Genomic DNA, 23,227 nt, shown 5'->3' with positions numbered 1-23,227 from the left:
TAAATCATGAGCGAGCTGATTCTTCACCACTACCCGACCTCTCCGTTCTCGGAAAAAATCCGCCTGATTCTGGGTTACAAAAGGCTGGCCTGGAAGTCGGTCATCATCCCGGCCATCAGCCCGAAGCCCGACGTGGTCGCGCTCACCGGCGGCTACCGCAAGACCCCGTTTCTGCAGGTCGGCGCCGACATCTACTGCGATACCGCGCTGATTTGCGACATCCTCGAGCATCGCCAGCCCACGCCCACGCTATACCCTGCGCACAACAAGGGCGTGGCGCGCGTGCTCGCGCAATGGGCCGACAGCACGCTGTTCTGGACCGCCATGGCCTGGAGCTTCAGCCCGGCAGGCGCGGCCCAGGTGTTCCCGGGCGCACCGCCCGAGGTGCTCAAGGCCTTTGCCGAAGATCGCGCCAAAATGCGCGTGGCCGTGCCGCGCCTGCCACCGCCCGATGCGGCGGCCGCTTGCAAAAGCTATCTGCGCCGTCTCGCCAACATGCTCGAGGAGCAGTCCTTTCTGCTCGGTGCCGCGCCGTGCATCGCCGACTTTGCGGCCTATCACCCGCTGTGGTTCACGCGGCACCGTACCCCGGCCATGGCCGGCATCCTCGACCATACGCCATCCGTGCTGGCCTGGATGGACCGCATGGCCGCCATCGGTCACGACCAGGAACAAGCCTTCAGCGCCGCGGAAGCCATCGCATTGGCCGCCCAGTCCACGCCCGCGCCGCTCAAGAACGAGCCGTTCCAGGACGAGCACGGCATCGCGCTGGGCAGCCAGGTGGTGATCACCAGCGAGAGCTTCGGCCCGGAACCCACCCAGGGTGAACTGATCGCCGCCACCCGCATGCACTACACGCTGCGCCGCAGCGACGAGCGCGCCGGCACGGTGCATGTGCACTTTCCGCGCATTGGCTACATCCTCAAGAAAGCACCTTCCGCATGATCACCGACTTCAAAGGCAAGACCGCCGTTCTCACGGGCGCTGGCTCGGGCTTCGGCCTCGAATGCGCCCGCATCGGCGCCAGGCTCGGCATGAACCTGGTGCTGGTGGATGTGCAGCAGGACGCGCTCGACAAGGCCGCGGCCGAAATGCAGGCCGCCGGCGCGCCCGTGCTCGCGCGCAAGGTGGATGTGTCGAACGCCGCCCAGATGGAAGCGCTGGCCCAAGCCGTGCAGCAGCGCTTTGGCGCGCCGCACCTGGTCTTCAACAACGCGGGTGTGGGCTCGGGCGGCCTGATCTGGGAGAACTCGGTCCGGGACTGGGAATGGGTGCTGGGGGTCAACGTCATGGGCGTGGTGCACGGCGTGCGCCTGTTCACGCCCATGATGCTGGGCGCCGCCAAAAAAGACCCCGCCTGGCGCGGCCACATCGTCAACACCGCCAGCATGGCCGGCCTGCTGAACCCGCCCAACATGGGTGTCTACAACGTCAGCAAGCACGCCGTGGTCAGCCTGTCCGAGACGCTGTACCAGGACCTGTCCCTGGTGACCGACCAGATCAGCGCCAGCGTGCTGTGTCCGTTCTTTGTCGCCACCGGCATCAACCAGAGCCACCGCAACCGTCCCGGCGATATGGCGGGCGAAAAACCCACCAAGAGCCAGCTGGTGGGCCAGGCCATGACCGACAAGGCGGTCGGCTCCGGCAAGGTCACGGCTGCCGACGTGGCTCAAAAAGTATTTGATGCGGTGGCCGCCAACCAGTTCTACATCTACAGCCACCCCAAGGCCATCGGCTCGGTGCAAACCCGGCTGGAGGACATCCTGCAGGCGCGCAACCCGACGGATCCTTTTGCCGACAAGCCCGAAATCGGGGCAGCCTTGCGCAAGGCGCTGCGGGCCGACTGATCCGCGCGGATTCCGGCCGCGCCGGGAGTTCGGTACAGCGTCAGCAGCCGGCTGACACCGCCTGCAGCGTGCTGCCCGTTTTCGGATCGAACACCACCAGGTTGACCTGCCGCGCGTGCCCGGGGCTGGGTACAATGCTGCGCAGGGTGAGCCTTTGCGGCATGGCCGGGTCGGTCCTGTAGTTGCCCGCCGGCGTGTACTGGCGCACCACGAAGTCGTGCCGCAAGAATTCACCTGCGTTTTCACCCGCCTTGACCCTGGAGTTGTAGCCGTTCTCGGTGATGGTCCAGTAGGCGCTCCAGGTTGCAGGGGCGCCGCTTCCTGGCGTGACGATGGCTTCAAACTGGTCGTCCCCCCGTTGCTTGAGCGCGATGCTGGCGCGGGCGGCCTGGGCGGACGCGGGCGCATGCGTTCCAGACGTTGCCCAATCGGGCCAGTCCCTGCCATTCAACACGGCCTGCGGGGTGTAGATGGAGCGCTGCTGGTTCCAGGCCGCCACCTGTCGCTGGCGCTCGGCATAGGCGGGCGAGGCAAAACGGTCGACCCAGCCGATGGTGTCCCAGTAGCCCACGTGAAAGGCCTCGATCACGGCGGCCTGGCCTGCACCGCGCTCTTTGAAGCTTGACAACCATTTGTCCGCCGGCGGGCAGGAACTGCAGCCCTCGGAGGTATACAGCTCAATCACGGGCGTGAGGGCCGCGCCCGATTGCATGACACAGCCGTTCTGCATGGAAAAAGAGGCGGTAGCCCCCATTGATACTACACAGACAGCTATCAATTTGATAGTAACTTTCATCAAGACCGCCTCATCGTGGTGGATGCCTGCGAATGAGTCGGCGCAGCACCGCTTTTTCTTACGCCGCCGCCCGGAAATGGCGGCCGTGTTTTCGGTCCTTTAAATGAGAGCCTTTCAACGGTAACTTTTGTAAAAGATGAAGTCCCTGCGATCTTTGTTGTGGAATTTTGTATCGTTCTCAAATAGTGTTGACTTAAGACAACGTGATCGCGTCCTCAAACAGTATCCTGAAATATTGGAGTTGTATGAAAACTGTCGCAAAGGTGTCACAATTTCTCCACAAGATGCGCTAGCTGCCAGATGTTAAAGATCACGGTAACGAATGATCTACATAAGGGGGTTTTATGGGTGATCGAAGCCAACTGGAAAGTGAGCCCGGCGTCATGCGCCGGGAAAACCGGGGTGCTATCCAGCAGTTTGCACTGCGGAGCGACTCCTCCCTATGGCCAAATTTTCTGAATGGTCAGCCGGGTCAGCCGGTGCGTGTGCTGCTGGTCGATGACGACCCCCACTTTCGCAGGGTCATCGCGCAGGAACTGGTGGCGGATTTGCGGGTCAGCCTTGTGGCTCAGGGAGGCAGCGCACGCGAGGGGCGCCGCCTGATTGCGCTGCACGAGTTCGACGTGATGATGATCGACCTGAACCTGGGTGATGGTTCGGGGTTCGACCTGATCGACTACATGAAGTCGATTCGTCCGGCAGCCGAGGCAGTGGTCATTTCTGCCATGGAGGACGAACAGCACGCCCTGCATGCGTTCGAGCTGGGCGCCACGGGCTACCTGCTCAAGAATTCGTGGTTCGGCAACTTCTCTCAGGCGGTGTTGCAGGTAGTCAATGGCGGTGCGTCGATCACACCGAACCTGGCGCGCCGGCTGCTGCTCAAGCTGGACCACGCGCAGGGTGATGCGCAAATGATCAGGGTCTCCAGCAAGCCCGACAAATTGTCCGACCGTGAAAAAGAAGTGCTGAGGATGGTGGCCAACGGCTACACCAGCGCCGAGATTGGCGCCCGGCTGACGATCAGTTGCCAGACGGTCAACTCGCACATCAAAAACATCTATCGCAAGCTGCAGGTGCGCACCCGTGCGCAAGCGGTCAGCTTTGCCGGGGCCCGTGGCCTCTTGTAGCGCTGTATTTTTATGGCGGCGCCGGACTGCAGGCGCATCGTTTCAGCAGGCAAGCCCCATGTTCGCAACCTCCCGGCGGTCAGGTGCCGGTGCCCGCTGGCCCGTTGAACACGATGAGGACAAAGTGGACCCACAAGCCATGACGCTGACCGCCTGGTGCCGCAAGCGCAGCCGGTTCGACCTGGCGCTGGCGCTGGCCTTGGCGGCACTTGCCGTCAATCTGGGACTGTCGCGCTACGCAGGCGGCGCCGCCGCGGGTACCCCGTCCACTTTCTGGCTGGATATCAGCTACCAATGGTGTGTCGCAGCCGTGGTATTTTTCCTGCTGCAAAGCGCCAGCATCGAGCGCGAGTGGCTGTATTGGCTGTGTCTGTCGCAGGCTCTCGTCGGCACGGTCGTGCTGGGAGGGATGGGCTTGCACGGGCTGCGCAGCCTGCAGGGGCGGATCCCCCTTTTCCAGGCCTGGCAAATCCTCAATGTAGGGTTTTTCCTGCTGCTGGCCGCGGGGATCTGCTATTTTGTGGCCCGCCGGGGCGGCCCCCATCGATGGTTTGTGATGGGCACGACGCTGCTGGGTCTGGGTATTGCGCTGAACGATGTGCTTCATGCGGAGACCCTGCAAACGGGAACGGCGTTCGGGCACTACCTTTATCCCGCCTTTCTTCTTCTGGTGTGGCTGGTCATGACCGGTCGCGGCACCGACAGCCACAGCGCGATCGATGCGCAGCAGACAGGGCATCTGCAGGCTTTGAGCCGGCTGCGGGCCGAGCAGGCGAGCCACAGCGACCTGCTGAGCCGGCGTGCCATAGAGAGCGAACGCAAGCGCATCGCCAGTGATCTGCACGACGGGGTGGGCTCGCAACTCGTCAACCTCATCGCCACGCTGGATCCCCATTCTCCGCAACAGCAAGCCATGGCCATTGCGCTGGAGCAGTGCCTTCTTGACCTGAAAATCATGGTCGACTCCATCGACGGGGAACACGATTCGATCATCGATGCGCTGGCCCGGTTGCGCTATCGCGTCCAGCCCTCGCTGGACCGGCTCGGGATTCACATGGCCTGGAGCATGCAGGACACTGGGGAGCTGGCGCTGGTCACGCCCGACCAGGTGCTGCAACTGCTGCGCATCAGCCAGGAGGCGCTGTCCAACGTGATGCGCCATTCCCGGGCGTCGGCGGTCGAGGTGACCTGCCGGTATCTGCCGTACAGCCAGTGCCTGCTGCTGGAGATATGCGACAACGGGCGGGGTATCCAGGCGGCTATGGCGGACCGACGCGGTACCGGAAAAGGCCTGTCAGGCATGCGCCAGCGCGCCGAATCCATCGGCGCCAGCATTGAGTTCTCCCGCTGTCAGGGCGATCGAATGGGGACCCGCATCATGCTGTTGCTGCCGGTGTCGGCGCAGACAGACCCGCATGGTGCCGGTGCCCCCGCGACGCGCGGCCCCGTCCGTCCCTTGAGCGATATGGCTTGACGCGCCCGGGGCGTCCAGGCGGGCACGCAGGTGCCCTGTGGCAAACTTCCGTCCATCGATTCACTTCACATTGGATGCCCCGGCGCCGGGCCGGGGTTGCTACTACCATGCAGAAAATCATTCGTCAGATCGCCAACGAAATCAAGGTTCGGGACGATCAGGTCCAGGCCGCCGTCGATTTGCTCGACGGCGGCGCCACGGTGCCCTTCATCGCGCGCTACCGCAAGGAGGCCACCGGCGCCCTGGACGATATCCAGCTGCGCGAACTGGAATACCGCCTCGGTTATCTGCGCGAACTCGAAGGCCGGCGCGACGTCGTTTTGAAGAGCATCAACGAGCAGGGCAAACTCACACCCGCACTGCGCGCTGCGATCGAGGCGGCCCCGACCAAACAGGACCTGGAAGACCTGTACCTGCCGTACAAGCTCAAACGCCGCACCAAGGGCCAGATCGCGCGCGAAGCGGGCATCGAGCCGCTGGCCGACCGGCTGTTTGCCGACCCGGCGCTGGATCCCGCTGTCGAGGCCGCCGCCTTCACGCGCCCTGCCGAAGTATTGGACGACGGCAAGCCCGGCCCTGATTTTTCCACCGTGCCCGCCGTGCTGGACGGTGTGCGCGACATCCTCTCCGAACGCTGGGCCGAAGACGCCGCACTGGTGCAGAGCCTGCGCGAGTGGCTCTGGACGGAGGGCCTGTTCAAGTCCAGCCTGATGGGCGGCAAGGACGAGAACAACGCCGACGTGGCCAAGTTTCGCGACTATTTTGATTACGACGAGCCGATCGGCCGCGTGCCGTCGCACCGCGCCCTGGCGGTATTCCGCGGGCGCGCGCTGGAGATTCTGGATGCCAAACTGGTGCTGCCTGTCGAAGCGGAGCCGGGCAAGCCGTCCGTCGCGGAAGGGCGCATCGCCATCCACCTGGGCTGGAGCCACCGGGGCAGGGCGGCAGACGACCTGATCCGCAAATGTGTCGCCTGGGCCTGGCGCGTGAAGCTCAGCCTGTCCACCGAGCGCGACCTGTTTGCGCGCCTGCGTGAAGGCGCCGAAAAAGTCGCCATCAAGGTATTTGCCGACAACCTGCGCGACTTGCTGCTGGCCGCGCCGGCAGGCCCGCGCGTCGTGCTGGGGCTGGATCCGGGGATCCGTACCGGGGTCAAGGTCGCGGTGGTCGATGCCACCGGCAAGCTGGTGGAAACCGCCACGGTCTTTCCGCACGAGCCGCGGCGTGACTGGGACGGTTCGCTGCACATCCTGAGCCGGCTTTGCGAAAAACACGGTGTGAACCTGATCGCCATCGGCAACGGCACGGCCAGCCGCGAGACAGACAAGCTGGCGGGCGATTTGATCAAGCAGCTGGCGAAACTGCACGATGGCGCGGAAATCCAGAAAGTGGTGGTCAGCGAAGCCGGCGCGTCGGTATACAGCGCCAGCGAGTTCGCGTCACAGGAAATGCCCGACGTCGACGTGAGCCTGCGCGGCGCCGCCAGCATCGCGCGGCGGCTGCAGGATCCGCTGGCCGAACTGGTGAAGATCGACCCCAAGAGCATTGGCGTCGGCCAGTACCAGCACGACGTGAACCAGAGCGAACTGGCGCGCACGCTGGACGCGGTGGTGGAAGACTGCGTCAACTCGGTCGGGGTGGACCTCAACACCGCCAGCGTGCCGCTGCTGTCGCGCGTGTCGGGACTGAGCGGCTCGGTGGCCAAGGCCGTGGTGCGCTGGCGCGAAGCCAACGGCGCCTTCGCAAATCGCCAGCAACTCATGCAGGTGACGGGTCTGGGCGCCAAGACCTTCGAGCAGAGCGCAGGTTTTTTGCGCATCCGCGGCGGCGACAACCCGCTCGACATGACCGGCGTGCATCCCGAGACCTATCCCGTGATCGAGAGAATCATCGAGAAAACGGGCAAGCCGGTGGCCGAACTCATGGGCCGCGCGGAGATGCTGGGGACGCTCAGGCCCGAGCTGTTTGCGAACGAGCGGTTCGGCGTCATCACCGTCAAGGACCTTCTGTCCGAGCTGGAGAAGCCCGGCCGCGACCCGCGACCCGACTTCAAGGTGGCGCGCTTCAACGACGGGGTGGACGACATCCGCGACCTGCAGCCCGGCATGATCCTGGAGGGCACGGTGAGCAACGTGGCCGCGTTTGGCGCTTTCGTGGACCTGGGCGTACACCAGGACGGACTGGTGCATGTGAGCCAGCTGGCGCACAAGTTTGTCGAGGACGCGCGCGAGATCGTCAAGACCGGCGACATCGTGAAGGTCAAGGTCATGGAGGTGGACATCGAGCGCAAGCGCATCGGCCTGTCGATGAAGCTGGGCGACGCTCCGGCTCGCAGGGATGGGCCGCGCGACAACCGGTTTGAAGGTGCGGGGCGCGGCCAGCAGCCACCACGCCAGCGGGGCGCGAGCGCGCCGCAATCCACGGCCATGGCGTCAGCGTTCTCCAAACTGCAGGGGCTGCGCAAGTAGCTGCTACAGGTTTGGTAGCCACGAACGTATACTGAAAACTCTGCCCCTTTGGGGCTGCAAGAGGCCCATCATGTCGATCCGTTCCCTGCTGCTGTTGATTTTTGGTCTTGCGCTCGCCGCTTTTGCGGTGGTGAACTGGGGCCTCATCGTGCAACCCACCGAGTTGTCGCTGTTGGTGAGCACGGTTAGCGCGCCGTTGGGGCTGGTCCTGCTGGGATTCATGCTGGTCATGGCGGCGATATTCATTGCCGTGATCGCCACTATGCAGACCACGCTGCTGATGGAAGGGCGCCGCCACACCAAGGAGTTGGCGGCGCAGCGCGAGCTTGCGAACAAGGCCGAAGCGTCGCGCTTCACCGAGCTCAAAACCTTCATCGCGGAAGAGCTGGTGCGGCTGTCTCGGGAGCGCGTAGAGGGTGCGCAGCAGCTGCAAACGCGCCTGGATGGTTTACAGGCGACGCTGGTGCAACGGGTCGATGAGCAAGCCAACTCGCTGGCGGCCTCGCTCGGCCAGCTGGAAGATCATGTGCGCGGCGTTGCTGCCCGCCCGGGTGGAATCGCCTGAGCGGGCAGCCAACCGGCCGCTTCGTGGCGGCTCGCTACAGGGACTGCAGCAGCATCTCGCGGTAGTCCTCGGGCGTCGCCAGGCGCGGATTGGTCTTGTGGCAGTGGTCGGCCAGGGCGCCGCGGATCACGTCGTCGAACTGGCTCTCTTTCACGCCCATGGCGGCCAGTCCCTTGGGCAAACCGAGCCGCGCATTCATGGCTTTGATGGCGTCGGGAATGTCATCAGCCGACTTCAGGCCCATGGCGTAGGCCATGCGTCCAAGCCGGTTTTCTTTCCGGACCGACTCGGCGCTCGCGTTGAACTTCACCACAGCCGGTAAAAAGACGGCGTTCAAGGTGCCGTGATGCAGTCGCGGATCGACGCCACCCAGGCTGTGGCTGAGTGAATGCACGCAGCCCAGCCCCTTCTGGAACGCCATCGCGCCCTGCATCGACGTGCTCATCATGTTCAGGCGCGCTTCGCGATCGAGGCCGTCGCGCGTGGCACGCTCGATGTGGGTCCAGCCGCGCGCCAGGCCGTCGAGCCCGATGCCGTCGGCTGGCGGGTTGAAGGCCGGCGCCATGAAGGCTTCCATGCAGTGCGCAATGGCGTCCATGCCCGTGGCGGCGGTCAGCATGGGCGGCAGGCCGAGCGTGAGCTCCGGGTCGCAAATGGCGGCCTTGGGCACCAGATGCCAGGAATGAAAACCCAGCTTGCGGTGGTCGTCCAGAATCACGATCGCGCCGCGCGCCACCTCGCTGCCGGTGCCGGCCGTGGTGGGCACCGCAATCAGCGGCGCCACGCGCTCGGTGATCTTGAGTGAGCCGCCCTCGATCGTGGCGTAGGTCTTGAGCGGGCCTTCGTGCGTGGCCGCGATCGCCACGCCCTTGGCGCAGTCGATCGACGAGCCGCCGCCCACCGCGATCAGGCCGTCACAGCCATTGGCCTTGTATACGGCCACCGCGGCGCGCACGGCTGCCTCGGTCGGGTTCGAAGGTGTCTGGTCGTAGACCGCCATCGTCACGCCGGGCAGCGCATCCTGCACCTTTTGCAACAGGCCGGCCGCCTTGACGCCGGGGTCGGTCACGATCAGCGGGCGCGTGATGCCGACGCGCTGGCATTCCTGCGCGAGCAGCTTGAGCGCGCCAAATTCAAACTGGATCTGCGTCACGAAGTTGATGAAAGCCATGATGGGTCTGCGTTGTACGATGGAACCTTGACTGTAACGGACACTGCAAAAAATGAGATGGAAGAAAACCCTGCTGGCAATGCGATTCGCCCCGGCCGGACGGAGCAACGGCCAGTGAGTGGCCCACCGTTCAACCCGCGCGCCTTGCTAACGCCGGTCATGCGCGATGTGCTGGACCGCATGGCACGCGCCAGGCGTCCCCCCATGCACCTGCTGTCGCCGCAGCAGGCGCGCACCGCCTACGAAGCCGGTGCGGGCGTGCTGGAAATTACGGCTCCCAAGCTGGCGCGGGTGGAAGACTTCAGCATTCCCGCGCGCGACGGCCATGCGCTTCCCGCGCGACTGGTGGCCCCATCAACCGGGCGGCTGCCCGTGCTGCTGTATTTCCACGGCGGCGGCTTCACCATCGGCAGCATTGCTTCGCACGACGTGCTGTGCCGCCAGCTCAGCCACCTCGCGCACTGCGCGGTACTTTCGGTCGATTACCGGCTGGCGCCCGAACACAAGTTCCCGGTGGCGGCGCACGATGCCTGGGACGCCACGGTCTGGCTTGCCGGGAACAGTACGTTGCTGGGGCTGGACGGCACGCGCATGGCGCTGGGCGGCGACAGCGCAGGCGGCACGCTGGCCGCGGTCTGCGCCGTGCTGGCGCGCGATGCCGGCCTGCCGCTGGCGCTGCAGCTGCTGTTTTACCCCGGCTGCGCGGCGCACCAGGACACGCCGTCGCACACCACGTTTGCGCAGAGCTTCGTGCTCGAAGAAGCGCACATCACCTGGTTCTTCAACCAATATATTCGAACAAAGGCCGACCGTGACGACTGGCGCTTCGCCCCGTTGAATGCGCCCGACGTGGACGGTGTGGCGCCCGCATGGGTCGGGCTCGCCGAATGCGATCCGCTGGTCGACGAGGGCGTGTTGTACGCCGACAAACTGCGCGCCGCGGGCGTCGCCGTCGATCTCGAAATTTACCGCGGCGTGACGCACGAGTTCATCAAGATGGGGCGCGCCATTGCGCAGGCGCGCCAGGCCCATGCGGACGCCGCCGCCGCTCTCCGACAGGCTTTCAACCCTTAATGGACGGACCATGAATCGACAGGACTTCCGATTTTTCCACCGGCTGCGCGTGCGCTGGGCCGAAGTGGACATGCAAAAAATCGTTTTCAACGCGCACTATCTGATGTATTTCGACACCGCCATCTCCGACTACTGGCGTGCACTGGCCTTGCCGTATGAAGCCACCATGCTGCAGATGGGGGGCGATTTGTACGTCAAGAAAGCCACGGTCGAATTCCACGCCTCGGCACGCATCGACGACCAGATCGACATCGCCATGAAGTGCGCGCGCGTTGGCACTTCGTCGATGCTGTTCGGCGGCGCGATCTTCCGAGGCGACGAGCTGCTCATCACCGGTGAGCTGGTCTACGTGTTTGCCGATCCGGCCACGCAAACCTCCAGACCGGTACCCCCCGCGCTGCGTGACATCCTGTTGGGGTTCGAGGCCGGGCAGGACGTCGCCGTCGTCAAGATAGGCAAGTGGTCCGAACTGGGCCAGGACGCCGCGCGCGTGCGCACCGAAGTGTTTGTGCAGGAGCAGCGCATTCCGGCCGAGATGGAGTGGGACGAGGCCGACCGCAGCGCGCTGCATGCGGTGGCCTACAACCGACTGGGCCAGCCGCTGGCCACCGGGCGCTTGCTGCAGCACGCGCCGGGCGTGGCCAAGATCGGCCGCATGGCGGTGGACCGCGCCGTGCGCGGCTCGCAGCTGGGCCTGCGCGTACTGCAGGCCTTGATGAACTGCGCCCGCGAGCGCGGCGACCACGAGGTGCTGTTGCACGCCCAGCGCAGTGCCGAGGGGTTTTATGCGCGCGCGGGTTATGCTGTACGCGGTGATCCGTTCGACGAAGTCGGCATTGCGCACGTAGAAATGTTCATGCCGCTTTGAGGTTTGTCTCGGGAGAGGATGCTGTAGTGGCGCGACGCGCGTGGGTCAAATACGTCTTGCTGGCCGCATTTTTTGCGCTGGCCTATGTCGTTTATCAACTGGTTTCCACCGAGCTGCAAACCTCGCGCTGGCAGGCGCACCATCTGGCGCAACTCGGCAGGAAGCTCACCGTGACGGTCGCGCCCGGCCCCAGCGATGCCATCCGGTTTCCGGGTCCGGGCCCCTACGACGAGCGGCTGGGCTATGCACAGCTGCCGGAGTTCACCGCGCGGCTGCGTCAGCGCGGTTTTGCCATTGCCGAGCAGGCTCGCATGTCGCCGCGCATGACCGAGCTGGTCGACGACGGCCTGTTCACGCCGTACCACGAGAAAACCCAGGCGGGGCTCGAGTTGTTCGACTGCAACGGCCAGGCGCTTTACGCCCAGCGCTACCCGCAACGGGTGTATCCCAGTTTCAGTGCGGTGCCGCAGGTGCTGGTGCACAGCCTGCTGTTCATCGAAAATCACAACCTGCTGAACCCCGAATACCCGCTGCGCAACCCGGCCATCGACTGGCGCCGCTTCAGTCGCGCCAGTGCTGACCAGGTGCTGCACCTGTTCTCCAGCAGCCGCGCCACGCCGGGCGGCAGCACGCTGGCCACGCAGATCGAGAAATACCGTCATTCCCCCGACGGTCAGACCGGCACCGGCGCCGAGAAGCTGCGTCAGATGGCCAGCGCCTCGGTGCGCGCCTATCTGGGCGGCGAGGTCACGCTGCCCTGGCGCGAGCAGATCGTGCTGGACTACCTCAACACCGTGCCGCTGTCGGGCAGCGCCAGCCACGGCGAGGTGCAGGGCCTCGGCGACGGCTTGTGGACCTGGTACGGCGACGATTTTGCCGAGGTGAACCGGCTGCTCCAGAGCATGGACGGGTCCGTTGTCTCCGCGCGGCAGGCGCAGGTGTTCAAGGAAGCGCTGTCGCTGATGATCGCGCAGCGCCGGCCGTCCCCCTACCTGCTGCAGGACCGCGCGGCACTCAACACCATGACCGACCGCTACCTGCGCCTGCTGGCGCGCGCCGGGACCATCCCACAGGCCTTGCGCGACGCGGCGCTGGCGGTGCAACTGCAGCAGGCCCGCCCGGTGGCGCCGCGTGCCAGCGAGTCGTTCGTCGAGCGCAAGGCCGTCACCAGCCTGCGCACGGGCCTGTCGGCGCTGCTCGGTGTCGACTCCCTGTACCACCTGGACCGTCTCGACCTGCGTGCCGGCAGCACCATCGACCAGGCGGCCCAGCAAGCCATCACCGACGCCTTGCAGCGCGTGCGCACACCGGACGGTGCCCGCGCCGCCGGCTTGTATGGCCGCAACATGCTGCAGGCCGGCGACGACCCCGGCCGGCTCACGTTCAGCGTCACGCTGTACGAGCAGCAGGGCGGCGCGAACCTGCTGCGCACGCAGGCCGACAGCGTGGACCAGCCGTTCGACATCAACAGCGGCGCGCGGCTGAACCTCGGCTCGACCGCCAAGCTGCGCACCCTCGTGACCTATCTGGAGATCATCAGTGCGCTGCACCAGCGCCTGGGCGGCTTGAGTCCCGCAGAACTGCGCCGCCTGCCGGTTTCCGCGCAGGACGTGCTGAGCCGCTGGGCCTCGGATTACCTGACCCGCACGCCGGGTGCCAGCCTGCAGGCGATGCTGGAGGCCGCGATGGAGCGCAAGTACTCGGGCAACGCCGGCGAAGCGTTCGCCACGGGCGGCGGACTGCAGAGCTTCGAGAATTTCGAACCCTGGGAAAACACGCAGGAGTTCACCGTGCGCGTGGGGTTCCAGAATTCCGTCAACCTGGTGTTCGTGCGGCTCATGCGCGACATCGTGCGCTACGAGATTCACCAGATCGAGCCGGGCGTCGACCAGTGGCTGGCCGACCCCGACTCACCCCAGCGGCGTGAGTACCTGGCACGCTTTATCGACCAGGAGAGCAGCACCTTCATGCGGCGCTTTTACGGCCAGTACCAGGGCAAGACGGTGAAGCAGGCGCTCGATCTGATGTTCGCGGGCAAGCGGGTCTCGCCGGTGGCGCTGGCGGTGGCGCTGCGCAGCGTGGATCCCTCCCTGGGCGAGGCCCAGTTCGGGCGCGAAATGCGCCAGCGGCTGGCAGGGCCGCCCCTGTCCGACGATGCCCTGCACAAGCTCTATGTGAAATATGGCGTCGACAAGTTCTCGCTGCGCGACCGCGGCTACCTGGCGCACGTGCATCCGCTCGCGCTGTGGCTGGTCGAAGCCCTGCGTCGCCAGCCCAACGCATCGCTCAAGCAGGTGCTGGACGACAGCGCCACCGTGCGCCAGGATGTCTATGCATGGCTGACGCGGGCGCGCATCAGCAACGCCCAGACCAACCGCATCCGCCAGCAACTGGAGGTGGCTGCCTTCGTGCGTATTGGGCAGGCCTGGCGCCGGCTCGGCTATCCCTTCGGGAACCTCACACCGTCGCTCGCCACGGCCGTCGGCGCTTCCGGCGACCGCCCCGCGTCGCTGGCGGAACTGATGGGCCTGATCGTGGGCGACGGCGTGCAACGCCCCATCCGGTCGCTGCACAGTCTGGACTTTGCCGTCGGCACGCCGTATGAAACCCGTTTTGTGGCGCAGGCACAGCCGCAGCAGCGGCTGCTGGCGCCCGAAATCACGACCCTGGTGCGCCGCTCACTGCAGGACGTGGTCGAGGGCGGCACGGCCAAGAGCCTGCGCGGCACGTTCACAGAGGCGGTCGGCGGCAAGACCGGTACCGGCGACCAGCGTTTCGAGACCTACGGCCCGGGCGGGCGCCTGCTCGGCTCGCGCCGGGTGAGCCGCTCGGCCACGTTCGTGTTTTTTGTCGGCGAGCGGATGTTCGGCACCATCACCGCCTATGTGCACGAACCCTATGCCGCGCGCTACAGCTTCACCAGCGCAATGGCGGTTCAGTTTCTCAAGTCGGTGGCACCCACGGTGCACGCCATGGCGGCGGGCTCCGGCGGCACGGCGACGCCGCTCACCTGCCGGTCGGAGCCCGGTTGATTGACACGTGACGACCGGGCGATGAGGCGGCCGGGCGGGGGCCGCCACCGCACTGGGCGGGCGCGCCCTAGATGTCCAGCAGCAGCGGGTAGGGCAGGGCTTGCAAGGCCAGCGCGGGTCCGCCGGGCGCGCCCAGGTGCAAGGTGCCCGATTCGGTGGCGCTGATCTGCAGCGACACCAGTGCATCGAAATCCCCATGCGGTGCCGCGGCTGCCTGGGCCACCAGGCCGCAGGGCTGGGTGGCGTCGGCGCTGTGAAAAACCTCCTGGCCAGGGCTGGGCGGCGCGTCGCAGTGCACCAGATACGCCCGGCGCTTGAGCGTGCCGCGAAACTGGCTGCGCGCCACCACCTCCTGGCCCGGGTAGCAGCCCTTCTTGAAATTGACCCCGCCGACCGACTCGTAGTTGAGCATTTGCGGCACAAAAGCGTCGATGAGGGGCGTGGTGAGCGTGACGATGCCGCTGCGCACCTCGCTCCACAGCCACAGTTCGGTGGCGAGCGGCGTCCCTACCGGCGCGGGCTCGCCAACGGGCGCGATCCACAGCGCCCGCGGCTGGCCGTCCGCCGGGTACAAGGTCACCACGTTTGCAGAGCCAAAATCGGCTTTAGCCCAGACGGTATGGGCGCCACCAGCTATTTCTTTCGTAGCATCCCCGGCCAGCCCGAACAGGCTGAAATCCGCGGTCGCATCCGTCAATTTAGCCTTGGCGCGCAGCACGAACATCGACAGCCGCTTGAGCGTGGGCGCGAGCAGGTCGCGGCTGCAGACCAGCAGAATTTCGGTCGGGCTGCGCTTGAAGCCGATGAAGCTGGCCTGCATGCGCCCTTTGGCCGAGCAGAACGCGGCAAGCCGGGCCTCGGACCGATCGAGCAGCGAGAAATCCTGGGTCAACTGGCCGTGCAGGAACGTAGCGGCATCTTCGCCCGCGACCCGGATAACGCCCAAGTGGGGCAGGGGTGCGACGCCGTTCAGGGGCACAGTAGCGGCGTCTGGTGATGAAGAAGCGGCAGTGGTGGGCAGGGAGACAGTCATGGGGTGAATTATCATGCCCGGATCATTTCCACGAGGCGATAGGGCTGTGCGTCGATTGTTGTTGGGACTCTTTTTCTTGCTGGCGCTGGGCGCGGGCGCTGCCGCCTGGTGGCTGCACCAGCCGCTGGTGCTGACCCCTGCCCGGATGGTGCCCGGCACGACCAGCCTGGACCTGTCGATCGAACCCGGCACCACGCCGCGCGGCGTGGCGCAGGCGGTGGCCGACGCCGGCGTGCAGGTCAACCCGCAGGCGCTGTTCTGGTGGTTCCGGCTGTCGGGCCAAGCCCGCAGAATCAAGGCCGGGAGTTATGAGATCAACCCCGGCGCCACACCGCGCAGCGTGCTCGGCATGCTGGTGCGCGGCGAGGAGACGCTGCGCACGGTCACGCTGGTGGAAGGCTGGAACTTCCGGCAGTTTCGCGACGCGCTCGCAAAAGCAGAGCAGCTCAGGCCCGACACGCAAGGGCTGAGCGATGATTCCATCATGACCGCGCTGGGGCGTCCGGGCCTCAGCCCCGAAGGCCGGTTCTACCCCGACACCTACAGCTACGCCAAGGGCTCGAGCGACCTGGCTGTGCTCAAACGCGCGATGCGCTTGATGGACACCCGGCTGGCGTCGGCTTGGGCGCAGCGTTCGCCCGACCTGCCGATCAAGACCCCCGACGAGGCGCTGGTACTGGCCAGCATCGTGGAGAAAGAAACCGGCCGGGCCGGCGACCGGCCCATGATTGCCGGCGTGTTTTGCAACCGGCTGCGCCTGGGCATGATGCTGCAGACCGACCCGACCGTGATCTACGGCCTGGGCGCCAGGTTCGACGGCAACCTGCACAAGAGCGACCTGCTGCTGGACACGCCCTGGAACACCTACACCCGGTCCGGCCTGCCGCCGACCCCGATCGCCATGCCCGGCAAAGGCGCCTTGATGGCCGCCGTGCAGCCGCTGGCGACCAAGGCGCTGTATTTCGTGGCGCGCGGCGATGGCTCGAGCCAGTTCAGCGCGTCGCTGGACGAGCACAATCGCGCGGTCAACCAATTCCAGCGCGGCCAAAACCCGCGGAGCCCTCAAAACCCATGATCAAGCCCGGCATTTTCATCAGCTTCGAAGGCATCGACGGCGCCGGCAAGTCGACCCACATCGAGGCGCTGGCCGCGGCCTTTCGCGCGCAGGGCAGGGCGGTCACGTTGACGCGCGAGCCGGGCGGCACGCCGCTGGCCGAAAAGCTGCGCGCCATGGTGCTGAACGACCCAATGGATGCGCTGACCGAGGCGCTGCTGATCTTCGCGGCGCGGCGCGACCACCTGGTCCAGGTCATCGAGCCGGCACTGGCGCGCGGCGACGTGGTGCTGTGCGACCGCTTCACCGACGCCACCTTTGCCTACCAGGGCGGCGGGCGCGGCTTCGATCTCGGCATGCTATCAGTTCTGGAGCAGTGGGTGCAGTCTGTGCAAGGGCTGCCGGCCGATATGATCCGTCAACCCGACATGACGGTGTGGTTCGACCTGGCGCCCGAGATCGCAGCGCAGCGCCTGTCGGGTGCGCGCGTGCCCGACAAGTTCGAGGCCCAGCCGGTCGAATTTTTCCGCCGCGTCGCACAGGGCTATGCGCAGCGCGCGGCGCAGTCGCCGCAGCGTTTCGCCCGCATCGACGCGGCGCGGGACCGGCACCAGGTCTGGCAGCAAATCACCAGCGCGATGGTGCGCCGGGGCTGGCTCGCCATCATGGTGGCCGCGAATGGAGGGCCAAAATGAGCGACGCCCTGGCCCCCTGGCTGCAGCAGCAGCTCAGCGCGCTGCTGGCCCAGCGCGGCCATGCCTGGCTGCTGCACGGCCCGTCGGGGCTGGGGCAGTACCGGCTCGGGCTGGAACTGGTGCGCGCCTGGTTGTGCGAGGCGCCCACGCCGCAAGGCGCCTGCGACCAGTGCGGCAGCTGCCACGCCATCGAGGTGCGCACCCATGCCGACCTGTGCGTGCTGATGCCCGAGACCGTGATGATGGCGCTGGGCTGGCCGCTCGGCGAAAAGGCCCAGGCCGATATCGACGACAAAAAGCGCAAGCCCAGCAAGGAGATCCGGGTCGATGCCATGCGCGACACCGTGGAGTTCTCACAGCGCACCAGCGCGCGCGGACGCGGCAAGGCGGTGCTGGTGTATCCGGCCGAGCGCATGAACAACGTCACGGCCAACGCCCTGCTCAAGACGCTGGAAGAGCCGCCCGGCGACGCCCGGTTCGTGCTGGCCAGCGAGGCCGCGCACCAGTTGCTGCCCACCATCCACAGCCGTTGCCTGGGCCACACCATGCTCTGGCCCGATGAAGCATCCGCGCTCGCGTGGCTGCAGCAGCAAGGCGTTGGGGCCGCGGATGCCGCCGCCGTGCTGCGCGCCGCGGGTGGGCGGCCGGACGACGCCCTGCAGTTCCTGCAGAGCGGGCTCAACCTTAAAACCTGGTCGCTGCTGCCGCGTGCGATGGCCCGGGGCGACGCCAGCGCCCTGGCCGGCTGGGCGCCCGCGCAAGCGGTCGATGCGCTGCAAAAACTGTGTCACGACCTGCTGGCGGGCAGCGTCGGCGGCGCGCCGCGCTACTTCAACCCGGCGGACCTGCCGATCGCGAGCACCGCCGCGCTGGCGCGCTGGTCCAGGGAATTGGCGCGCACCGCGCGCACCGTCGAACACCCCTTCAATGCCGGACTAATGCTGGAAGCCCTTGTAAGCCAGGCCCGCAACGCACTAAACTCAAACGCTTGAGCTACCCCACGGCATGAGCACTTCACATTCTCCCCCCCGGCCCAGCGTCATCCAGCTGGCCATCAAGGAAAAAGCCGCGCTGTATGCGGCCTACATTCCCATGTTCACCGAGGGCGGCATTTTCATCCCCACGGCGCGTGAGTACCGGCTGGGCGACGATGTCTATGTGCTGCTGTCCCTGCCCGACGACCCGCAGCGCTACCCCATCGCCGGCAAGGTGGCCTGGGTGACGCCGGCCAAACCGTCGGGCAATCGCACCCAGGGCGTGGGCGTGCGTTTCCCGCACGACGAGAAATCCCGCCTGCTCAAGCTCAAGATCGAAGAGATGCTGGGTGCGCACCTGGGCTCGGACCGGCCGACACAAACCGTTTGATCGCCGCGCTACACCTTCCATAGCTGGTTGCGTAGAGCGGGCAAGGGCTACAGCCTTTTTTCCCTAAAAATAATGTTTACCGACTCCCATTGCCATCTCGCCTTTCCCGAGCTGCTGGCCCAGCTGGCCGAGATACGCCGCGCCATGGCCGAAGCGCAGGTCGACCGGGCGCTGTGCATCTGCACCACGCTGGAAGAGTTCGAGGCGGTCCATTCCCTGGCAACGACCTACGACAACTTCTGGGCCACGGTCGGCGTGCATCCCGACAACGAGGGCGTGCGGGAGCCCACGCTGCAGGATTTGCTGGAGCGCGCCGCCCTGCCGCGCGTGGTTGCCATTGGGGAGACCGGGCTGGACTACTACCAGATGGACGAGCGCAAGGGCGGCCGCGGCGTGGCCGATATGGAATGGCAGCGCAGGCGCTTTCGCACCCACATCCGCGCTGCGCGCCAGTCGCGCAAACCGCTGGTCATCCACACCCGCAGCGCATCAAGCGACACGCTCGCCATCTTGCGGGAGGAGGGCGAGGAGGGCGCCAGCGGCAGTGCCGGCGGTGTTTTTCACTGTTTTACCGAGACGGCGCAGGTGGCCCGCGCCGCGCTCGACATGGGCTTTTACATCTCGTTTTCGGGCATCCTGACCTTCAAGAACGCCCAGGATCTGCGCGATGTGGCGGCCTTTGTGCCGCTGGACCGCCTGCTGATCGAGACCGACAGCCCGTACCTGGCGCCCGTGCCGTATCGTGGCAAAACCAATAACCCGTCCTATGTGCCGTACGTGGCGCAGCAGCTGGCCCAGCTCAAAGACCTGCCCGTGCAAGATATTGCGCACGCCACCAGCGCCAATTTCGAGCGCCTGTTCAGCGGAGTCAATTCATGAGAAATTACTTTAAGATAATTATTTACCTGATTGTTTTAATTGGATTTAATTGCGCGTCGGCTAACTCCTACAACGATTTCTTCGTGGCGATCAGGCGGGATGACGCCAGCACCATCACGGCACTCGTCGCGCGCGGGTTCGATCCGAACACGCCGGACCCCAAAGGCCAGAATGGCCTGTTGATGGCGCTGGCAGAGCCCGCGCTGAAGGCCGCGCAGGCGCTCCTGGATGCACCCAAAATTGACGTGAATGTGCGCAACCAGCAGGACGAGAGCCCGCTCATGATCGCCGCGCTCAAGGGCGAACTCGACATGGTGCGCGAACTGATCGCCAAGGGGGCCGACGTCAACAAGCCCGGCTGGGCGCCGCTGCATTACGCGGCAACCGGCGGCCACCTTGAAATCATGAGCCTGCTGCTCGACAACAGCGCATACATCGATGCAGCGTCGCCCAACGGGACCACGCCGCTGATGATGGCCGCGTCCTACGGCACGCCCGCGGCCGTCAAGCTGCTGCTCGATGAGGGAGCCGACCCCACGCTGAAGAACCAGAAAGGGCTGAGCGCCATCAATTTTGCGCAACGTGCCAACCGGCAGGATTCGGCCGACCTGATTGCCGCATTTGTACGCGCCGGGCAGCCCAAGGGCAAGTGGTAGTGGAAGCCGAGCAAATCAAGGTGGCCCATGCGCCAGCGCCAGGGGCACCCCACCGCTATCGTCAATATCTGGCTCCGGCATTTGCGTTGTCGGTCGCGCTGGCGCTGGTCGCTGGCTTGTATTTGCGGAACGGGCGCCCGCGCGTTCCCGTCGCTGCCGCGCCTGCCCCCCCGCCGCCCGTCAAGATCAAAACTGTGGAAGTCCAGCGCGGTGATATCGAACAGACCGTTCTCGCGTCCGGCAAGCTGCAGTTGTTCCGCTATGCCGATTTGGGCGCGCCAATATCGGGTGAGATCAGCGATGTGTTCGTGGCGGTCGGCGATGGGGTAAAGGCTGGCAAGCTGCTGATCAAGATCGCACCGAATGTGTCGGTAGCACGGCTGGAAGGCAACCAGGCGCAACTGGCCGGATTGCGCGCCGGATTGGCCGAGCAGCAGGCACAGCTCGATTTTGCCCAATTGCAGTTCAAGCGCCAGACGCAGCTGAAAACGGACCACGCCACGAGCGATGAATCTTTCGAATCCAGTCGCGCTGCCATGACGGCAGCCACCGCGCGCGTGGAAGCCATCAAGGCGCATATCCTGGAGACTGAATCCGCCACCCGGGATGACGATGAAGCGCACAAACATACCGAGGTGACGGCGCCTTTCTCAGGCACGGTCGTCGCGCTGACGGCACGCCCCGGACAGGCGGTAACTGCGCATCAGCAGGCGCCGGCGTTGGTGCGCATCGCGGACCTGTCGAAATTGACGGTGCAGGCGCGCGTCGCCGAAATTGATGTGCCGCACCTGCACAAAGGCACCAGCGCGAGTTTCACCACGCCCGGCTATCCCGGCAAGCACTGGTCTGGCAAGGTTCGGCAAATCGTTCCCGTGCCGGCCGACGGGTCGGGCGAGCAGGGCAGGGACACCTTTTACAACGTCCTGTTCGAAGTCGGCAACGCCAATCTGCGATTGATGAGTGGCATGAGCACGCAGGTCAGTTTTGCCATCGCGCATGCGCATGACGCCATAATCCTTCCTGTCACGGCACTGGGCAAGCCGGACAGCGATGGCCTGTACAGCCTCAAAATTCTTGACGCGAACCGGCATCCTCAATTACGCAGGGTTCGCATCGGGATCCGGAACCAGCATCAGGCGCAAGTGTTGGCGGGTTTGACGCCTGGAGAGCAGGTTGTCATCGACATGCCGGCTGCATCCGCGTCAAACACACCGGCAGCAGCAGGCCACCGGATCGCCGTCCATCCCGTGACTCACCTCACACCCCATTGAAAATGCGAAATTTCCGGATAGCGTATGTATTGAATCTGTCGGTCATCGTGCCGGCCGGTTTGCTGCTTGGCGGATGCGCCCATGTCAGTGATCCGCACGAACCGGCGCTGGCGATGGAGGTCCCTACGGGGTGGGGACAGCTGTTAACCAACGGCGGGCAGATCTGGCCCGACAGCGATTGGTGGAAGCGGCTGGGCAGCGCCGAGTTGACCGGGCTGGTCAATGAAGGAAGAACCCGCAATCTGGAGATTGGCGCGGCGGTCGCGCGGGTGCGTCAGGCCGAATCGGCGGCGCGTATCGCAGGCGCCCCCTTGCTGCCCAGCGTGGACTTTGCCGCCGGCGCCAGCCGGACCTCGCAAATCCCCTGGGGACGAGGCACAAACGCTGTCAGCAGCATGCTCGAAATCGGCTATGAGGTCGATTTCTGGGGCAAGAACAAGGCGGGCCTGGCCGCTGCGCAGGCGTCCCTCGACGCCAACCGCTATGACCGTGAAACGGTGGCCCTGACCGTGACGACCGGCATCGTGTCGACCTATCTGCAGGTCTTGTCGTTGCGCGACCAGTTGGTGATCGCCCGGGAAAATGTCGCCAACGCGCAGCGCGTGCTGAAATTGGTCGAGGCGCAAAGCCGCGCCGGTGCGACATCGCCGCTTGATCTGGCAAGGCAGCGTTCCGTCGTGGCCGGAGAACAGGCCGTGATTCCCAGTCTGCAGCAGCAGGAGCGCGAAGCGCGGGCCGCGCTGGCCGTCCTGCTGGGTCGTCCGGCCCAGTCCTTCACGGTTTCCGGACAGGGCTTGGGCAACATCCTGTTGCCGGAGGTATCGCCGGGCTTGCCGTCGGAGTTGCTGGCGCGCCGTCCCGATATCCGGCGCGCCGAGGCCAACCTGGCGGCAGCCAACGCCAACGTCATGATGGCGCACGCGGCGCTTTTTCCCAGTATCAACCTATCCGGTTCGGCGGGCGGACAAAGCAGCGCGCTGCTTTCGGTGGTGAACGCACCCAACCTGTTGATGAATTTTGGGGCGGGATTAGTGGCGCCGATTTTTGACGCGGACCGCCTTGAAAACCAGCAGGCATTGGCGCTCGCCCAGAAACAGGAACTGTTGCAGATATACCGTTCGACCGTGATTGCCGCTTTCGCGGAAGTCGACAACGCGCTCGGGCAGATTCGCAATCTGGCCGAGCAGGAAAAGCTCAAGCAAACGGAATGGGAGCAGGCACGCCTGGCGTTCCACCTTTCGGAGGCGCGCTATCGCGCTGGCGCCGAAGACTTGATGACGGTGCTCGACACGCAACGCTCGCTCGCCGGGGTGCAGAACGAATTGGGTCAGCTCAAGCTAAAGCGATTAAAGGCTACCGTGTCGCTCTACAAAGCCCTGGGCGGCGGCTGGAAGGATGAAACCGGCCATAACGCCCGAAGCCGGGCTGACACGGCTGGCGTCATTCCCGGTTGAAAAGATTTGATCGTTCACGGGCTCACCATGCCAAAGCCCGGGCCGGCATAGTTCGGGGTTCCTGATCCGACGGTGCCGACGGCCGGCGCCCTCAAAGCGTGCGCGCATCCCGGAACGGGCCGGGATGGTTTCCCACTCGCTGCGCGGCGCTCTGCTTCCCATCAGTTTGCGCATGGCCGCACTGTCTATGCGCACTGCAGCCGGGCGCGACCATACCGCGCAGATTTCATGCCGCTCGGCGGGCGTGAGCCAATCCATCTGCACCAGTGTGCGCCGCTGCCAGCTTCTTCGCGCGGCCTTGTCGCGTGTCGTGCGGATGTGAAAGAAAATGGTGGCGAGGCCCAAACTTGGCTTGGTGCGTGAGCGTCCTTGCATTGGAAATGCCTCTTCAGATGACG

Annotated in this window: 20 protein-coding genes; 17 read left to right on the top strand and 3 right to left on the bottom strand. The window is 65.5% G+C overall.

Annotated elements, in window-relative coordinates:
* Positions 1–6 precede the first annotated feature (6 nt).
* Both EUB48_RS10455 and EUB48_RS10450 read left to right on the top strand, forming a co-directional pair.
* Complete coding sequence (locus EUB48_RS10455; protein ID WP_142818903.1) at positions 7–945, top strand: glutathione S-transferase family protein; 939 nt, start codon at positions 7–9, stop codon at positions 943–945.
* Entirely contained in the window at positions 942–1,847 is a 906-nt protein-coding gene (locus tag EUB48_RS10450; protein ID WP_142818900.1) for an SDR family oxidoreductase, read from the top strand. The genes EUB48_RS10455 and EUB48_RS10450 overlap by 4 nt, the downstream gene beginning before the upstream one ends.
* Before the next feature lie 40 nt (positions 1,848–1,887).
* Here EUB48_RS10450 and EUB48_RS10445 read toward each other — a convergent pair whose 3' ends face one another.
* On the bottom strand, positions 1,888–2,577 hold the full coding sequence (locus EUB48_RS10445) for a DUF1223 domain-containing protein (protein ID WP_244618403.1): 690 nt from the start codon (positions 2,575–2,577) through the stop codon (positions 1,888–1,890).
* 449 nt (positions 2,578–3,026) lie between these two features.
* Between EUB48_RS10445 and EUB48_RS10440 the strand changes: the two genes are divergently transcribed.
* From EUB48_RS10440 to EUB48_RS10425, 4 genes are all read left to right on the top strand, one after another.
* On the top strand, positions 3,027–3,770 hold the full coding sequence (locus EUB48_RS10440; RefSeq protein WP_142821201.1) for a LuxR C-terminal-related transcriptional regulator: 744 nt from the start codon (positions 3,027–3,029) through the stop codon (positions 3,768–3,770).
* A 139-nt stretch (positions 3,771–3,909) separates the two neighbouring features.
* The gene (locus tag EUB48_RS10435; RefSeq protein ID WP_168226737.1) at positions 3,910–5,244 is read left to right on the top strand and encodes a sensor histidine kinase; all 1,335 of its coding nucleotides are present in this window, start codon (positions 3,910–3,912) and stop codon (positions 5,242–5,244) included.
* A 107-nt stretch (positions 5,245–5,351) separates the two neighbouring features.
* Positions 5,352–7,712, top strand: a complete 2,361-nt coding sequence (locus EUB48_RS10430) for a Tex family protein (protein ID WP_142818894.1) — start codon at positions 5,352–5,354, stop codon at positions 7,710–7,712.
* Positions 7,713–7,782: 70 nt separating this feature from the next.
* The gene (locus tag EUB48_RS10425) at positions 7,783–8,277 is read left to right on the top strand and encodes a LapA family protein (protein WP_142818891.1); all 495 of its coding nucleotides are present in this window, start codon (positions 7,783–7,785) and stop codon (positions 8,275–8,277) included.
* Between the two features lie 34 nt (positions 8,278–8,311).
* On the opposite strand, the gene EUB48_RS10420 is transcribed toward EUB48_RS10425, so the two are convergent.
* Positions 8,312–9,448, bottom strand: coding sequence for an iron-containing alcohol dehydrogenase (locus EUB48_RS10420; protein ID WP_142818889.1), 1,137 nt, complete (start codon positions 9,446–9,448; stop codon positions 8,312–8,314).
* Between the two features lie 159 nt (positions 9,449–9,607).
* Between EUB48_RS10420 and EUB48_RS10415 the strand changes: the two genes are divergently transcribed.
* From EUB48_RS10415 to EUB48_RS10405, 3 genes are read left to right on the top strand one after another with little or no spacing between them, the layout of a single operon-like run.
* The gene (locus EUB48_RS10415; RefSeq protein WP_142821200.1) at positions 9,608–10,522 is read left to right on the top strand and encodes an alpha/beta hydrolase; all 915 of its coding nucleotides are present in this window, start codon (positions 9,608–9,610) and stop codon (positions 10,520–10,522) included.
* A 10-nt stretch (positions 10,523–10,532) separates the two neighbouring features.
* Entirely contained in the window at positions 10,533–11,390 is an 858-nt protein-coding gene (locus tag EUB48_RS10410) for a YbgC/FadM family acyl-CoA thioesterase (protein WP_142818887.1), read from the top strand.
* A gap of 26 nt (positions 11,391–11,416) precedes the next feature.
* Positions 11,417–14,422: a transglycosylase domain-containing protein gene (locus EUB48_RS10405; RefSeq protein WP_244618402.1), complete on the top strand. Its 3,006-nt coding sequence runs from the start codon at positions 11,417–11,419 to the stop codon at positions 14,420–14,422.
* A 67-nt stretch (positions 14,423–14,489) separates the two neighbouring features.
* Here the strand turns inward: EUB48_RS10405 and ygfZ are convergent, their stop codons facing one another.
* Positions 14,490–15,455: a CAF17-like 4Fe-4S cluster assembly/insertion protein YgfZ gene (gene ygfZ / locus EUB48_RS10400; protein ID WP_142818885.1), complete on the bottom strand. Its 966-nt coding sequence runs from the start codon at positions 15,453–15,455 to the stop codon at positions 14,490–14,492.
* A gap of 46 nt (positions 15,456–15,501) precedes the next feature.
* Between ygfZ and mltG the strand changes: the two genes are divergently transcribed.
* The 8 genes from mltG to EUB48_RS10360 all read left to right on the top strand — a co-directional run bounded on the left by mltG (position 15,502) and on the right by EUB48_RS10360 (position 22,829).
* Positions 15,502–16,530 (top strand): endolytic transglycosylase MltG, encoded by a 1,029-nt coding sequence (gene mltG / locus EUB48_RS10395; RefSeq protein ID WP_420821444.1) that lies wholly within the window; start codon positions 15,502–15,504, stop codon positions 16,528–16,530.
* On the top strand, positions 16,527–17,204 hold the full coding sequence (gene tmk, locus EUB48_RS10390) for a dTMP kinase (RefSeq protein ID WP_142818880.1): 678 nt from the start codon (positions 16,527–16,529) through the stop codon (positions 17,202–17,204). The genes mltG and tmk overlap by 4 nt, the downstream gene beginning before the upstream one ends.
* Entirely contained in the window at positions 17,201–18,196 is a 996-nt protein-coding gene (locus EUB48_RS10385; protein ID WP_142818878.1) for a DNA polymerase III subunit delta', read from the top strand. Before tmk ends, EUB48_RS10385 begins: the two co-directional genes overlap by 4 nt.
* A 13-nt stretch (positions 18,197–18,209) precedes the next feature.
* Complete coding sequence (locus EUB48_RS10380; protein WP_077560975.1) at positions 18,210–18,569, top strand: PilZ domain-containing protein; 360 nt, start codon at positions 18,210–18,212, stop codon at positions 18,567–18,569.
* A gap of 72 nt (positions 18,570–18,641) precedes the next feature.
* A complete protein-coding gene (locus tag EUB48_RS10375; protein WP_142818876.1) occupies positions 18,642–19,448 on the top strand; it encodes a TatD family hydrolase in 807 nt (268 codons plus the stop codon).
* Positions 19,445–20,104 (top strand): ankyrin repeat domain-containing protein, encoded by a 660-nt coding sequence (locus tag EUB48_RS10370; protein WP_142818875.1) that lies wholly within the window; start codon positions 19,445–19,447, stop codon positions 20,102–20,104. Before EUB48_RS10375 ends, EUB48_RS10370 begins: the two co-directional genes overlap by 4 nt.
* The gene (locus tag EUB48_RS10365) at positions 20,104–21,375 is read left to right on the top strand and encodes an efflux RND transporter periplasmic adaptor subunit (RefSeq protein ID WP_244618400.1); all 1,272 of its coding nucleotides are present in this window, start codon (positions 20,104–20,106) and stop codon (positions 21,373–21,375) included. Before EUB48_RS10370 ends, EUB48_RS10365 begins: the two co-directional genes overlap by 1 nt.
* Positions 21,376–21,377: 2 nt before the next feature.
* On the top strand, positions 21,378–22,829 hold the full coding sequence (locus tag EUB48_RS10360; RefSeq protein ID WP_142821198.1) for an efflux transporter outer membrane subunit: 1,452 nt from the start codon (positions 21,378–21,380) through the stop codon (positions 22,827–22,829).
* Positions 22,830–23,227 lie beyond the last annotated feature (398 nt).

Origin of the sequence: Rhodoferax sediminis, from assembly GCF_006970865.1 — a bacterium.
In the GTDB taxonomy this organism is placed as follows: Bacteria; Pseudomonadota; Gammaproteobacteria; order Burkholderiales; family Burkholderiaceae_C; genus Rhodoferax_A; species Rhodoferax_A sediminis.
Note: the sequence above shows the minus strand (reverse complement) of the source record. Positions and strands in the feature narration are given on the sequence as shown.

Bases quoted from the DNA above. Each gene is read 5' to 3' on its own strand.
- EUB48_RS10450 (WP_142818900.1), top strand. From the start codon at position 942: ATGATCACCGACTTCAAAGGCAAGACCGCCGTTCTCACGGGCGCTGGC.
- EUB48_RS10415 (WP_142821200.1), top strand. From the start codon at position 9,608: ATGCGCGATGTGCTGGACCGCATGGCACGCGCCAGGCGTCCCCCCATG.
- tmk (WP_142818880.1), top strand. From the start codon at position 16,527: ATGATCAAGCCCGGCATTTTCATCAGCTTCGAAGGCATCGACGGCGCC.
- EUB48_RS10420 (WP_142818889.1), bottom strand. From the start codon at position 9,448: ATGGCTTTCATCAACTTCGTGACGCAGATCCAGTTTGAATTTGGCGCG.
- EUB48_RS10430 (WP_142818894.1), top strand. From the start codon at position 5,352: ATGCAGAAAATCATTCGTCAGATCGCCAACGAAATCAAGGTTCGGGAC.
- EUB48_RS10445 (WP_244618403.1), bottom strand. From the start codon at position 2,577: ATGCAGAACGGCTGTGTCATGCAATCGGGCGCGGCCCTCACGCCCGTG.
- EUB48_RS10410 (WP_142818887.1), top strand. From the start codon at position 10,533: ATGAATCGACAGGACTTCCGATTTTTCCACCGGCTGCGCGTGCGCTGG.
- EUB48_RS10360 (WP_142821198.1), top strand. From the start codon at position 21,378: ATGCGAAATTTCCGGATAGCGTATGTATTGAATCTGTCGGTCATCGTG.
- EUB48_RS10440 (WP_142821201.1), top strand. From the start codon at position 3,027: ATGCGCCGGGAAAACCGGGGTGCTATCCAGCAGTTTGCACTGCGGAGC.
- EUB48_RS10385 (WP_142818878.1), top strand. From the start codon at position 17,201: ATGAGCGACGCCCTGGCCCCCTGGCTGCAGCAGCAGCTCAGCGCGCTG.
- EUB48_RS10370 (WP_142818875.1), top strand. From the start codon at position 19,445: ATGAGAAATTACTTTAAGATAATTATTTACCTGATTGTTTTAATTGGA.
- EUB48_RS10435 (WP_168226737.1), top strand. From the start codon at position 3,910: ATGACGCTGACCGCCTGGTGCCGCAAGCGCAGCCGGTTCGACCTGGCG.
- EUB48_RS10425 (WP_142818891.1), top strand. From the start codon at position 7,783: ATGTCGATCCGTTCCCTGCTGCTGTTGATTTTTGGTCTTGCGCTCGCC.
- EUB48_RS10455 (WP_142818903.1), top strand. From the start codon at position 7: ATGAGCGAGCTGATTCTTCACCACTACCCGACCTCTCCGTTCTCGGAA.
- EUB48_RS10380 (WP_077560975.1), top strand. From the start codon at position 18,210: ATGAGCACTTCACATTCTCCCCCCCGGCCCAGCGTCATCCAGCTGGCC.
- ygfZ (WP_142818885.1), bottom strand. From the start codon at position 15,455: ATGACTGTCTCCCTGCCCACCACTGCCGCTTCTTCATCACCAGACGCC.
- EUB48_RS10375 (WP_142818876.1), top strand. From the start codon at position 18,642: ATGTTTACCGACTCCCATTGCCATCTCGCCTTTCCCGAGCTGCTGGCC.